14 protein-coding genes are annotated in these 11,812 nt (G+C 70.9%); 8 read left to right on the forward strand and 6 right to left on the reverse strand.

The features are described 5' to 3' along the window. Positions 1 to 134: 134 nt before the first annotated feature. On the reverse strand, positions 135 to 758 hold the full coding sequence (locus tag BFN33_RS35840) for a DUF6578 domain-containing protein (RefSeq protein ID WP_069764370.1): 624 nt from the start codon (positions 756 to 758) through the stop codon (positions 135 to 137). Between the two features lie 106 nt (positions 759 to 864). Between BFN33_RS35840 and BFN33_RS35845 the strand changes: the two genes are divergently transcribed. After that, positions 865 to 1,632: a site-2 protease family protein gene (locus BFN33_RS35845; RefSeq protein ID WP_069764371.1), complete on the forward strand. Its 768-nt coding sequence runs from the start codon at positions 865 to 867 to the stop codon at positions 1,630 to 1,632. Here the strand turns inward: BFN33_RS35845 and BFN33_RS35850 are convergent. Together BFN33_RS35850 and npdG are read right to left on the reverse strand one after the other, a co-directional pair. Continuing rightward, positions 1,617 to 1,853, reverse strand: a complete 237-nt coding sequence (locus BFN33_RS35850) for a hypothetical protein (protein ID WP_079141163.1) — start codon at positions 1,851 to 1,853, stop codon at positions 1,617 to 1,619. The genes BFN33_RS35845 and BFN33_RS35850 overlap by 16 nt on opposite strands. Positions 1,854 to 1,857: 4 nt before the next feature. Further along, positions 1,858 to 2,565, reverse strand: a complete 708-nt coding sequence (gene npdG, locus BFN33_RS35855; RefSeq protein ID WP_069764373.1) for an NADPH-dependent F420 reductase — start codon at positions 2,563 to 2,565, stop codon at positions 1,858 to 1,860. 310 nt (positions 2,566 to 2,875) lie between these two features. On the opposite strand from npdG, the gene BFN33_RS35860 reads away from it, so the two are divergent. Both BFN33_RS35860 and BFN33_RS35865 read left to right on the forward strand, forming a co-directional pair. Beyond that, the gene (locus BFN33_RS35860) at positions 2,876 to 3,478 is read left to right on the forward strand and encodes a hypothetical protein (protein ID WP_069764374.1); all 603 of its coding nucleotides are present in this window, start codon (positions 2,876 to 2,878) and stop codon (positions 3,476 to 3,478) included. A 51-nt stretch (positions 3,479 to 3,529) separates the two neighbouring features. Next, positions 3,530 to 4,828 (forward strand): MFS transporter, encoded by a 1,299-nt coding sequence (locus BFN33_RS35865; protein ID WP_069764375.1) that lies wholly within the window; start codon positions 3,530 to 3,532, stop codon positions 4,826 to 4,828. On the opposite strand, the gene BFN33_RS35870 is transcribed toward BFN33_RS35865, so the two are convergent. Beyond that, positions 4,829 to 5,059: a hypothetical protein gene (locus BFN33_RS35870; RefSeq protein WP_069764376.1), complete on the reverse strand. Its 231-nt coding sequence runs from the start codon at positions 5,057 to 5,059 to the stop codon at positions 4,829 to 4,831. A gap of 58 nt (positions 5,060 to 5,117) precedes the next feature. On the opposite strand from BFN33_RS35870, the gene map reads away from it, so the two are divergent. Beyond that, on the forward strand, positions 5,118 to 5,975 hold the full coding sequence (gene map / locus BFN33_RS35875; RefSeq protein ID WP_069764377.1) for a type I methionyl aminopeptidase: 858 nt from the start codon (positions 5,118 to 5,120) through the stop codon (positions 5,973 to 5,975). Between the two features lie 12 nt (positions 5,976 to 5,987). Here map and BFN33_RS35880 read toward each other — a convergent pair whose 3' ends face one another. Further along, complete coding sequence (locus BFN33_RS35880; RefSeq protein WP_069764693.1) at positions 5,988 to 6,632, reverse strand: PhzF family phenazine biosynthesis protein; 645 nt, start codon at positions 6,630 to 6,632, stop codon at positions 5,988 to 5,990. Positions 6,633 to 6,791: 159 nt separating this feature from the next. On the opposite strand from BFN33_RS35880, the gene efeO reads away from it, so the two are divergent. Genes efeO through BFN33_RS35900 form a run of 4 tightly spaced genes read left to right on the forward strand, consistent with a single transcriptional unit; the run spans position 6,792 to position 11,041 of the window. After that, a complete protein-coding gene (gene efeO, locus BFN33_RS35885) occupies positions 6,792 to 7,937 on the forward strand; it encodes an iron uptake system protein EfeO (RefSeq protein WP_069764378.1) in 1,146 nt (381 codons plus the stop codon). Between the two features lie 10 nt (positions 7,938 to 7,947). Next, positions 7,948 to 9,207, forward strand: a complete 1,260-nt coding sequence (efeB, locus tag BFN33_RS35890) for an iron uptake transporter deferrochelatase/peroxidase subunit (protein WP_069764379.1) — start codon at positions 7,948 to 7,950, stop codon at positions 9,205 to 9,207. A gap of 3 nt (positions 9,208 to 9,210) precedes the next feature. Then, on the forward strand, positions 9,211 to 10,083 hold the full coding sequence (gene efeU, locus BFN33_RS35895) for an iron uptake transporter permease EfeU (RefSeq protein ID WP_069764380.1): 873 nt from the start codon (positions 9,211 to 9,213) through the stop codon (positions 10,081 to 10,083). Next, positions 10,043 to 11,041 (forward strand): hypothetical protein, encoded by a 999-nt coding sequence (locus BFN33_RS35900; RefSeq protein WP_079141165.1) that lies wholly within the window; start codon positions 10,043 to 10,045, stop codon positions 11,039 to 11,041. Before efeU ends, BFN33_RS35900 begins: the two co-directional genes overlap by 41 nt. 15 nt (positions 11,042 to 11,056) lie before the next feature. Here the strand turns inward: BFN33_RS35900 and BFN33_RS35905 are convergent, their stop codons facing one another. Further along, the gene (locus BFN33_RS35905; RefSeq protein ID WP_069764382.1) at positions 11,057 to 11,794 is read right to left on the reverse strand and encodes a bifunctional DNA primase/polymerase; all 738 of its coding nucleotides are present in this window, start codon (positions 11,792 to 11,794) and stop codon (positions 11,057 to 11,059) included. Positions 11,795 to 11,812 lie beyond the last annotated feature (18 nt).

Consider the following 11,812-nt stretch of genomic DNA (forward strand, 5'->3'; position numbering starts at 1 on the left):
CTCAGCCTCATCACCTCGCCGGCCGAGAGGCCCACAGTCTCCCTTCACGGGGCGACGGCCCGATCGCCCCCGTACACACGCGCCGGACCGGGGCAGTCGCCGAGAGCACGGACCAGTCCCCCACCCCCGCGAACTCACGCCCCGCTCAGCCCCGCCAGCAGCTCGGTGAGTTCGTCGGCCGGCAGGCCCTCGGTCTCCGTTCCGGGCGGTGCGCCGGGCGGGATGCCCCGGGTCCTGCGGACCGTGTGCGACAGTCCCGAGTCCGTGTCCGGGACCTCCAGGGTGACCATGAGCCCTGCCTCGGACCGCGGGCCCCCGCCGCCGGCGAACCACTTCGGGCTCGCGTCCACCGACCGCAAGGACCGGCGGCCCGGCAGCGGCTCCCAGGTGCTCGAACCCGGCACCGTCTCGCCGTACTCCTGTGTCACGACCTGCACGCACCGCACCCGGCCGCGGACCTCGGGCAGCCGGCCCCCGTGCGTCTCGACCGTGAGCAGTCCGACGAGCCGGTCCGTGCCGCCCGGTGCCGCAGCGATCTCCCCGACCCCGACGACCAGGCCGTCCCTGTCCCGCAGCACCCGCTCGGCGCCCTGTTCCACCGGACCCGCGAGCTCGGTGAGCTGGTCCCGCCAGCCGCCCCCGAGGACGTCGTCGGCGGCATGGAACAGCAGCGGCCAGCACACCTCCTCGCCCACCGGGAACGGCGTACCGCAGCACTCCATCTGCCAGTCCGCGTAGAACACGTGCCACAGCCCCATGCCCCCCACCCTTCCATGGAACCTCCGCCCCACCCCAAGACGTTTTCACCTGTGCCCGGTACCGTCGGGCCGTCCCACCGCGCGCAGGTCCAGTTCAGGGAGCCCCATGACCACCGCCACCACCCGCCACAGCGACCGGCGGATCAGCCCGGTCTTCCTCGGGATCGTCGCCGTGACGGCGGTGACGGGCTGGGCCACCTGGACCGGATTCGCCGAGCGGACCGACATCGCCGTCTTCCTGTTCGTGACCGGCGCCTGGGTCGTGTCCCTCTGCCTGCACGAGTACGCCCACGCCCGCACCGCACTGCACAGTGGCGATGTCTCGATAGGGGCGAAGGGGTACTTGACCCTCAATCCTCTCGCCTATACCCACGCCCTGCTCAGCATCGTGCTCCCCGTCATCTTCGTGATCATGGGCGGCATCGGCCTGCCCGGCGGCGCGGTGTTCATCGAACGCGACAGGATCCGCGGCCGCTGGCGGCACAGCCTGATCTCCGCGGCGGGCCCCCTCACGAACGTCCTGTTCGCGATCGCCTGCACGGCCCCGTTCTGGCTGGACGCCCTCGACGGCGTACCCGCGGAGTTCCTCTTCGCGCTGGCCTTCCTCGCCCTGCTCCAGGTCTCCGCCGCGATCCTGAACTTCCTGCCGGTACCGGGCCTGGACGGCTACGGCATCATCGAGCCCTGGCTCTCGCACGACGTCAAGCGCCAGATCGAGCCCTTCGCCCCCTTCGGCCTGCTGTTCGTGTTCGCGCTGCTGTGGGTGCCGCAGGTCAACGCCGTGTTCTTCGACCTGGTCCACACGGTCCTGAACGGGCTCGGGGTCAGCGAGGTGGAGGCGTCGATCGGCTGGAGCCTCTACCGCTTCTGGTAGGCGTCGGTCTTGCCGCGCTTGAGGTAGTACCAGCACATGTTGGACGACAGCCCCGCCAGCAGCACCCACACGATTCCCAGCCAGCTGCCCTGGGTGAAGGAGACGACCGCCGCCGCGACGGCGAGGAGGCAGACGGCGAGGGCGTAGAGGGCGAGGCGGGGCATGTCGACGGGCTCCTGTCGGGGGGACACTGCTGTGCTACGCCGACCAGTGTCCCCCATCGGCTCACACGTCCGTGACCCGCAGCCCCGCGTGCGCCTTGTAGCGCCGGTTGACCGAGATCAGGTTGGCGACCAGCGACTCGACCTGGTGGGCGTTGCGCAGCCGGCCCGCGAAGATGCCACGCATGCCGGGGATACGGCCGGCCAGCGCCTGCACGATCTCCACGTCGGCCCGCTCCTCTCCGAGCACCATGACGTCGGTGTCGATCTCCTCGACCTCCGGGTCCTCGAGCAGCACGGCCGACAGATGGTGGAAGGCGGCGGTGACCCGCGAGTCCGGGAGCAGGACCGCCGCCTGTTCCGCGGCACTGCCCTCCTCAGGCTTCAGCGCGTAGGCGCCCTTCTTGTCGAAGCCGAGCGGGTTGACGCAGTCGACGACGAGCTTGCCGACGAGTTCCTCCCGCAGCGACTCCAGCGTCTTGCCGTGGCCGTCCCACGGCACGGCGACGATCACGATGTCGCTGCGGCGCGCGGTCTCGGCGTTGTCGGCGCCCTCGACACCGTGCCCGAGTTCGTCGGCGGCGGCCTGCGCGCGGTCGGCGGCCCGGGATCCGATGATCACCTTCTGCCCGGCGCGGGCGAGCCGGTAGGCGAGGCCCTTGCCCTGCGGCCCGGTCCCGCCGAGCACGCCGACGACGAGTCCGGAGACGTCGGGAAGGTCCCAGGGGTCCTTGGCGGGAGCCTTCTGTGCAGCACTGTCGGTAGAGGTCATGGGCCCGACTTTACGTCCGCCCCGCTCGCCCCGGCCGGTGACCCGGGTCACGGGCGCCCTCCCGAAGGTGATCCGGTCACGGGCGCGAGGTCCCCGGCCTCGTCGCGGCGCCCGACGGGCGAGGCGTCTACCCGGGCCAGGTTGGATCCCCCCCCCGATCCGGACCGGCTCGCAGCAGGCGGCGGACAGGCCGTCGGCGGTGCCGGCCGGCGCCGGCGGGCCGTCGTCCTCGGTGCCTCTCTGCCCGGTTCGGGCGAATTCGGGGTGAACGGCCGGTCACGGAGGTCCGCTTGCGGCAGGATGCGACCCCATGGACGCCGTACGGGTCGCGCTGCTGCGCGAAGTGCTCGCCGGGACCGAGTGGCTGGGGGCCACGCGACGCTTCGCGGGCGTACTGCGGGGGTCGGTGGTCTCGCACGGGGGCGGGCTGCTCCTGGTCGGCACGCCGGAGTACGAACCGTGGCACCTGGCGGCCCATCTGGTCGACGAGGCCGCCTGGTCGGGGACACCGGAGCTGGCCCCCACTCTCGTACGCCACGACGCGCGCCCCACCGACCCCGCGCACCTGTCGGTCGGCCCGGGTCGGCTCGCGGCGGCGCGGCGGGGCGAGACCCTGCTTGTGGTGTCCCCGGACCGGCCGGGCGCCCCGCTTCTGGAGCACGTGAACGACGCCCGGCGGGCCGGCGCGACGGTCCTCTCCCTCGGCCCCGGCGAGGGCGAACTCGCGGCGATGGCCCACGAGTCGCTGGCCGTACCGGAGGGCACGGACCTCGACCTGGACACCGTGCAGCACCTGGTGAGCGCGGCGGCCGGAGAGAACGCCGTCCCCACCCCCAGGGGCCGGCGGCGGTTCCGGGACCGGCTGTCGAGACTGGCCGACCAGCTGACCGCGCCGCCTCCCGCCCGCTGGTAGCGGCGAAAAGCGGTTGCCGGACCGGGAGGCCTCCGCCGACCATGACCGGTCGTGACCGACGACGCCCCTGAACCCCCCTCTGGCCTTCGCGCCATGCTTCCCGACCTCGCCCCCTGGCGGGCCTCCCTGGACTTCCGGCGGCTGTGGTACGCGGGGCTGATCTCGAACTTCGGCAGCTTCCTGACCTTCGTGGCGCTGCCGGTGCAGCTGAAGGACCTGACCGGTTCGGCCGCGGCGGTGGGCGCGATCGGGGCCGTGGAGCTGCTTCCCCTTCTCGTCTTCGGGCTGTACGGGGGCGCGCTCGCGGACGCGTGGGACAAGCGGAAGCTGATCGTGTGGACCGAGGCCGGGCAGGGCCTGCTGAGCGCGGCCCTGCTGCTCAACGCCCTGTTTCCGCACCCCGCCGTCTGGCCGCTGTACGTCGTCGCGGCCCTGTCCTCCGCCCTGGTCTCGGTGCAGCGTCCGGCGCTGGACTCCCTCTGGCCCCGGATCGTGGCCCATGACCACCTCCCGGCGGCGGCCTCGCTGAACTCCTTCCGCTGGACGGTCGGCGGGGTCGCGGGCCCGGCGCTGGCGGGCGCGGTGGTGGCCTACGCGGGTCTCGGCTGGGCATACGGCGCGGACCTGCTGACCTTCGTGGTCTCCGTCGCCCTCGTCGTACGGATCGCGGCCTCCCCCGCCTCCCACGAGGCGGCCAAGCCGTCGCTGAAGGCCATCGCGGAGGGTGCGCGGTATGCCTGGGGCCGCAAGGAACTCCTCGGCACCTACGCCGTCGACCTCGCGGCGATGTTCCTGGCGATGCCGCTGGCCCTGCTGCCGTTCCTCGCGGACGAGCTGGGCGCGGAGTGGTCGCTGGGCCTGATGTATGCGAGCGTTCCGCTCGGCGCGCTGCTGGTGAGCCTGGTCAGTGGCTGGACCGCGCGGATCCACCGGCATGGGCGGATGGTGGTCCTCGCGGCGGCTCTGTGGGGCCTGGCGATCGCGGCGGCCGGGACCATGAGCAACGTCTGGCTGGTGCTGTTGTTCCTGACTGTGGCCGGAGGATGCGACATGGTCAGCGGGATCTTCCGGGGGATCATGTGGAACCAGACGATCCCGGACGAGCTGCGCGGTCGGCTCGCCGGGATCGAACTGCTGTCGTACTCGGTGGGCCCGACCGTCGGCCAGGTCAGGGCCGGTGGTTTCGCCGCGTGGTGGGGCGTACGGACGTCCGTCTGGTCGGGCGGGGTGCTGTGCGCGGGGGCGGTGGGCCTGCTGGCCCTGTGTCTGCCGAAGCTGATGACGTACGACGCCCGCACGGACGAGCACGCGGCCCAGGTACGGGAACAGAGGACCGCGGCCCAGGTGTGATCAGTCGTCCTCCCGGCCCGCCGCCGAGGCGTCGTGCCACTTGGGGTCGTTCTCCCACTCGAGGTTGCGCTCGCGGGCCGTCTCCATCGCCTGCTCGGCCTCCTTGCGGCTCGCGTAGGGCCCGAACCGGTCCTTGGCCGGGCACTGGGGCCCTTCCTCGACCTTCTTGTGCTCCAGGCAGTAGTACCACTCGCCCGGCTTGCCACCCGCGCGCTTCTTGAACAAGGGCATGTCCTGCTCCTCTCGCCTCCGCAATGTTCCCCCATTGCCGCTGGATAGACTCGTCGGCATGTCTGGCCAGTCGCTGCTCGTGCCCGGGGAACTGTCCCCCATCCGTTCCGTGCCCGGAAACATCCGTCGCCCCGAGTACGTCGGCAAGCCCGCGCCGACGCCGTACAAGGGTCCGGAGGTGCAGACTCCGGAGACCGTCGAGGCGATGCGCATCGCCGGCCGTATCGCGGCCCGGGCGATGGCGGAGGCCGCGAAGCTGATCGCCCCCGGGGTGACCACCGACGAACTGGACAAGGTGGCGCACGAGTACATGTGCGACCACGGCGCCTACCCGTCGACGCTCGGCTACCGGGGCTTCCCGAAGTCCCTGTGCACCAGCCTCAACGAGGTGATCTGCCACGGCATTCCGGACTCCACCGTGCTCCGGGACGGCGACATCATCAACCTCGACGTGACGGCGTACATCGGCGGGGTGCACGGCGACAACAACGCGACGTACCTGGTGGGTGACGTCGACGAGGAGAGCCGGCTGCTGGTCGAGCGCACCCGGGAGTCCCTGGCGCGCGCGATCAAGGCGGTCAGGCCGGGCCGTCAGATCAACATCATCGGCCGGGTCATCGAGTCGTACGCCAAGCGCTTCGGCTACGGAGTCGTCCGGGACTTCACGGGCCACGGCATCAACTCCTCCTTCCACAGCGGCCTGATCATCCCGCACTACGACAGCCCGCACGCGACGACGGTCATCCAGCCCGGCATGACGTTCACGATCGAGCCGATGCTGACGCTCGGGACGCACGAGTACGACATGTGGGACGACGGGTGGACGGTCGTCACCAAGGACCGGAAGCGGACGGCCCAGTTCGAGCACACGCTGGTGGTGACGGAGACGGGTGCGGAGATCCTGACGCTGCCGTAGTCGGCGTGGGCCTCAGCGCTCCAGGAAGACCCGGCCGCCCACCTCGACCCATCCGCCCGGCTGCGGAGCCGTGAGGATCTGGGAGCCGGCGCCCTGGACGATGTTCAGGGCCCGGCCGAGTTCGGCGGTGAGCTGGAGAGCCGCGGCGCCCGTGGCCTCGTCCTCCTCGACACCGTCGCCCCGGCCGGGGAAGCCACGGGCCCGGATGCGTCCGGCGGCCTCGTCCTCCCAGGCCCAGGCGTAAGTCCACTCCCCTGCCGCCGGGATGCTCAGATCGTCCACCTCGGCGGCGGTGCCGTACTGGCGGAAGGTCCGCGGGGCCGCCCATTCGGCCCGCGCCTCGATCCAGCTGAACTCCCCGTCGAGCCGGGTACCGACGACCCCGGCGGGCGTGACGAGTTCGGGCACGTCGAGCAACCAGGCCGCCCCGACGCACGGGTAGCCGGCGAAGGCGAGCCGGACGGAGGGCGTGTAGATGTCGATGACCCCTCGCTCGGGATCGTCGACGAAGACGGTCTCGCTGAACCCGAGCTTCGCGGCGAACGCCTGCCGCTCGTCCCGGTCCGGCATCACGGATCCCTCGCGGACGACGCCCAGCTCATTGCCGTAGCCGCCGTTGGGCGCGCAGAAGACGCGCAGCACGTCGTAGTCACTCACGGGGAAATTGAAGCATCCGAGCACGTCCCGCAACTCCACGCGCCCTCGGAGCCAAGTCTTTGAATCTCCCTTGACCTTTACTTGGCAATTACTTTGAGCCATACATAGCTAAGCCTCAGATAAGTTAGGCGAGCCTATCCAACCCTCTCAGGAGCTCGTATGCGCGCCGCCAGACTGTCCGTCCTCACCTTCACCGCCGTGGCAGCCCTGACCGCCGTCACGGGGTGCACGGAGAAGGGAAGCTCGGGCGACAGCGACCGCGTGATCGACGTGACCGCGACCGACAGCAAGTGCGAGGTCTCCAAGAAGGCGTTCCCGGCCGGCCACGTGGAGCTCGCCATCGAGAACAAGGGATCCAAGGTCACCGAGGTCTACGTCCTCTTCCCGGACGACCGGATCGTCGCCGAGCGCGAGAACATCGGCCCCGGCACCAGGCAGAAGGTCACCGCCGAGGTGAAGGCCGGCGACTACACGATCGCCTGCAAGCCCGGCATGAAGGGCGACGGCATCCGGCAGGAGGTCAAGGCCACCGGCGGGACCGTGGCCCAGCGCGACCCGCGCCTCGACTCGGCCGTCGCCGCGTACCGCAAGTACGCGCAGGAGCAGGCCGACGCCACCCTGCCGCTCGCGAAGACCTTCGCCGCCGCGGTCAAGGCCGGCGACCTCAAGGCCGCCAAGAAGGCCTACGCCCCCTCCCGGATCGGCTGGGAGCGCACCGAGCCGGTCGCCGAGTCCTTCGGGGACATCGACCCGAAGGTCGATGTGCGGGCCGACGGGCTGGAGGGCGGGCAGAAGTGGACCGGCTGGCACCGGCTCGAGAAGTCCCTCTGGCAGGACAAGAAGATCACCGCCGAGGACAAGACCCTCGCCGACCAGCTGATCACCGACCTCACCGACTGGCAGAACCGGGTCGGCAAGGCGGACATCACCCCGACCTCGATGGCCAACGGCGCCAAGGAGCTCCTCGACGAGGTCGCCACCGGCAAGGTCACCGGCGAGGAGGAGCGCTACTCGCACACCGACCTCGTCGACTTCAAGGCCAACGTCGAGGGCGCGGAGAAGTCGTACGAGCTGCTGAAGCCGGTCGCCGAGGAGAACGACGCGGCCCTGGTCACCGAGCTCGACAAGCAGTTCGCCGCGCTGAACACGCTGCTAGACAAGTACCGCGCCGACAAGACGTCCTACGACTTCACCTCGTACGACAAGGTCGGTGACGGCGATCGCAAGCAGCTGTCGGACGGTGTGAACGCGCTCGCTGAGCCGCTGTCCAAGCTCGCCGCCGCCGTCGTCACCAAGTCTTCCTGAGGCGGGCGCCATGACGGACGAAGAAAAGACCACGGCTCCCTCGCGCCGCGCGCTCATCGGCTGGGGCGGGGCCGGGCTCGCGCTCGGTGCCGCCGCTGCCGGTGGCGCGGTCGCGATGACCCGTACCGGCGACGACATCGAACCGACCGCGGCCGAGGCCGGTGCCGCCGTCGAGTTCCACGGCGCCCACCAGGCGGGCATCGCCACGCCTGTGCAGGACCGGCTGCACTTCGCCGCGTTCGACGTGACGACCGAGGACCGCGCCGCGTTCGTGCAGATGCTCAAGGAGTGGACGGCGGCCGCGTGGCGGATGACCGCGGGCAAGGCGGTCGGCGAAGGGGCGTACGGCGGTCTCGCCGAGGCGCCGCCGGACGACACCGGGGAGGCGCTCGGGCTCAAGCCGTCGCGGCTGACGCTGACGATCGGCTTCGGGCCGTCCCTCTTCGAGAAGTTCGACCTGGCCGACCGGCGGCCCGAGGCGCTCGTCGACCTCCCCCAGTTCGCCGGGGACAACCTCGACAAGAACCGCAGCGGCGGCGACCTGTGCGTCCAGGCCTGCTCGGACGACCCGCAGGTCGCCGTGCACGCGATCCGCAACCTCGCCCGGATCGGCTTCGGCAAGGTCGTCATCAAGTGGTCGCAGCTCGGCTTCGGCAAGACGTCCTCGACGACGCCCGACGCGCAGACCCCGCGCAACCTGATGGGCTTCAAGGACGGCACCCGCAACATCGCCGGCACGGAGACGGACCGGCTGAAGAAGTTCGTGTGGGTGGACTCCGCCAAGGACGCCAAGGACGCCCCGTGGATGGACGGCGGGTCCTATCTCGTCGCCCGCCGCATCCGCATGCACATCGAGACGTGGGACCGCACCTCGCTGCAGGAGCAGGAGGACGTCTTCGGCCGCGACAAGGGCGAGGGCGCCCCGGTCGGCAAGGCCAAGGAGCGCGACAAGCCGTTCCTGCCCGCGATGAAGCCCGACGCGCACGTCCGGCTCGCGCACCCCGACTCCAACCACGGGGCGACGATCCTGCGCCGCGGCTACTCCTTCACCGACGGCACCGACGGCCTCGGCCGGCTGGAGGCGGGCCTGTTCTTCCTCGCGTACCAGAAGGACGTCCGCGAGGGCTTCATCCGGATCCAGCGCCATCTGGCCACGGACGCGCTCAACGAGTACATCCAGCATGTGGGTTCGGCGGTCTTCGCCGTCCCGCCCGGCGTCCGTGACAAGGACGACTGGTGGGGCAGCACGCTGTTCTCCAAGGAGGCCTGACCCGTGTTCTCCAACTACCTGATCGGTCTGCGCGAGGGGCTGGAAGCCAGCCTGGTCGTCTGCATCCTCATCGCCTACCTGGTGAAGACGGGCCGCCGGGACGCCCTGAGGCCCATCTGGATCGGCATCGGCGTCGCGGTCGCGCTCGCCCTCGGTTTCGGGTGCGCGCTCGAATTCGGCTCCCAGGAGCTGACGTTCGAGGCGCAGGAGGCCCTCGGCGGTTCCCTGTCGGTGCTCGCGGTCGGCCTGGTGACGTGGATGGTCTTCTGGATGCGGCGCACCGCCCGGCATCTGAAGTCCGAGCTGCACGGCAAGCTGGACGCCGCCCTGCAGATGGGCACCGCCGCCCTGGTCGCCACCGCGTTCCTCGCGGTGGGCCGGGAGGGTCTGGAGACCGCCCTGTTCGTGTGGGCGTCGGTGCACGCGGCCGGCGACGGCACCCCACGCCCGCTTATCGGCGCGGCCCTCGGTATCGCCACGGCGGTCCTGCTGGGCTGGCTGTTCTACCGCGGCGCCCTGCGCATCAACCTGGCCAAGTTCTTCACCTGGACCGGCGGGATGCTGGTCGTCGTGGCGGCGGGCGTGCTGGCGTACGGCTTCCACGACCTCCAGGAGGCCGACTGGCTGCCGGGCCTCACCAACAAGGCCTTCGACATCAGCGACACCATCCCGCCGGACAGCTGGTACGGCACGCTCCTCAAGGGCGTGTTCAACTTCCAGCCGGACCCGACCGTCCTTCAGGTCACGGTGTGGCTGCTGTACTTGATCCCGACACTCGCGCTGTTCCTCGTCCCGGTAGGGTTCGCCTCCGGGAAGGGGAAGGTGAAGGCACCTGATGAGCAGGGATCGCGGCCCTCGAAGGCTCCGCAGGCTTGACCGGAGCGCACTGATAGCAGCCTCTGTGACCGCTTTGTCGTTGACGGCGAGCGGATGCATGGTGGTGCACGGCGAGCGGGAGGTGCTTCCCGCGACCACCAAGGCGGAGGCCGCCAAGGCGCTTCAGCAGTTCACGAACGCGTACAACGCGGCGGACAAGGCGTACGACAGCTCGCTGGACGCAGGCCACGTCACCGGGGCACTCGGCGCCATCGACGCGGCACGGCTGAAGGCCGGCAAGGCCAACAGCCCGAGCGGCAACGCCACGCACACTCCGCTGAAGTTGTCGGACGTCACGTACACCATCCCGAAGAAGGCGGGCTGGCCGCGCTGGTTCGTCGCCGACGCGGCCGGCAACAAGGGCGGCACCGCGCGCTGGCTCCTCGTGTTCACCCGCAACGGCCTGAACGAGCCGTTCCAGGCGGCGTATCTGACGCTGGTGGCCGAGGGCAAGGTGCCGCAGTTCAAGAAGGACGCGGACGGCTGGGCCGAGACCGTGCCGGTGAACTCGGCCGAACTGGCCGTCCCGCCCGGCGAGGTGGGCCAGGAGTACGCGACCTACCTCAAGAACGGCAGCGACACCTTCGCGGACGGCGCGTACACCAGCACATGGCGTGCGGCCCGCGCGAAGGACGGCAAGCGGCCGGGCCTGGTCACCCAGTACATCGACGAACCGATGACGAGCGGCGACTACCAACCGCTGGCCCTGCGCACCACGGACGGCGGGGCGCTGGTGTTCTTCGCCACGCACCTCTACACGAAGCAGACGGCCGCCCCGGGCACCTCGATCCCCACCAACGATGCCGTGCGGGCCCTGACGACCGGCGAGATCAAGCAGTCCCTGACGATGGAGATCGTCTCCAACTCGGTGGCCGTCGATCCCCCGAAGGGCGCGGGCGGGCAGAAGGTCACCGTGCTCGGCCGGATCCAGGGACTGACGTCCGCGAAGGGTTCGTAGCGATCGGCCCGCCCGCTACCGGCGCAGGGGCCAGGCCGCGTTCTCGTGGTCCGGCTCCTCGCCGACGTAGCGGGAGCAGGCGTCGGTGAGGACTTCCAGGAGGCTCAGCGGGTCGGGCAGCGGGTGTTCGAGGCCGCGGACCCAGTGCACGGCCTGGTCGCCGGGGAGCCGGGCGGGCGGTACGAGGACGTAGGAACCCCGGCAGTGCCAGCGCAGGCCGGGGTGTTCGTCGGCCGTCTCGGGGTGGCAGTCCAGTTCGCACGGCCACCACTCGTCCTCGTCCTCGGGGGTGCCGCGGGTGAGGGTGAAGAACAGGAGCCGGCCGTCGTCGCTCTCGGCGACGGGTCCGACCTCGATCCCGGAGCCGAGGAGCCGCTCCAGCGCTTCCAGCCCGGCCTCCAGGGGGACGTCGAGGACGTCGTGGACCATGCCGGTCGCGGTGATGAAGTTGGCCTGCGGCTGGTGCCGGGCCCAGCGCTCGATCTGGGAGCGGTCGGTGGTCGACTGGGTCTGCCAGGCGAAGGACACGGGATGCCGGGCGGGCGTGGGACATCCGACCCGGTCGCAGGAACACCGGTACCCGGGGGCGGGATGCGCGGCGGGCGCGAGCGGGAGTCCCGCTGAGGCAGCGGCCAGCAGCAGGGCCTCACGACCGCCTTCGTTCCCGGCGGCGGCCTCCTTCGGCCGGCGTCCGCGCAGCCATTGGGAGAATTTGCCCTGCAGGCCGGTCCGGCCTCCCGACTCCGCGCTCATCTATCACCCTCGCCTCGC

The sequence above is a fragment of the Streptomyces sp. LUP47B genome, assembly GCF_001746295.1.
Classification (GTDB): domain Bacteria; phylum Actinomycetota; class Actinomycetes; order Streptomycetales; family Streptomycetaceae; genus Streptomyces.

Coding starts and splice junctions, on each gene's coding strand:
- BFN33_RS35840 (WP_069764370.1), bottom strand. CDS start 758: ATGGGGCTGTGGCACGTGTTCTACGCGGACTGGCAGATGGAGTGCTGC.
- BFN33_RS35845 (WP_069764371.1), top strand. CDS start 865: ATGACCACCGCCACCACCCGCCACAGCGACCGGCGGATCAGCCCGGTC.
- BFN33_RS35850 (WP_079141163.1), bottom strand. CDS start 1,853: ATGGGGGACACTGGTCGGCGTAGCACAGCAGTGTCCCCCCGACAGGAG.
- npdG (WP_069764373.1), bottom strand. CDS start 2,565: ATGACCTCTACCGACAGTGCTGCACAGAAGGCTCCCGCCAAGGACCCC.
- BFN33_RS35860 (WP_069764374.1), top strand. CDS start 2,876: ATGGACGCCGTACGGGTCGCGCTGCTGCGCGAAGTGCTCGCCGGGACC.
- BFN33_RS35870 (WP_069764376.1), bottom strand. CDS start 5,059: ATGCCCTTGTTCAAGAAGCGCGCGGGTGGCAAGCCGGGCGAGTGGTAC.
- map (WP_069764377.1), top strand. CDS start 5,118: ATGTCTGGCCAGTCGCTGCTCGTGCCCGGGGAACTGTCCCCCATCCGT.
- efeO (WP_069764378.1), top strand. CDS start 6,792: ATGCGCGCCGCCAGACTGTCCGTCCTCACCTTCACCGCCGTGGCAGCC.
- efeB (WP_069764379.1), top strand. CDS start 7,948: ATGACGGACGAAGAAAAGACCACGGCTCCCTCGCGCCGCGCGCTCATC.
- BFN33_RS35900 (WP_079141165.1), top strand. CDS start 10,043: ATGAGCAGGGATCGCGGCCCTCGAAGGCTCCGCAGGCTTGACCGGAGC.
- BFN33_RS35905 (WP_069764382.1), bottom strand. CDS start 11,794: ATGAGCGCGGAGTCGGGAGGCCGGACCGGCCTGCAGGGCAAATTCTCC.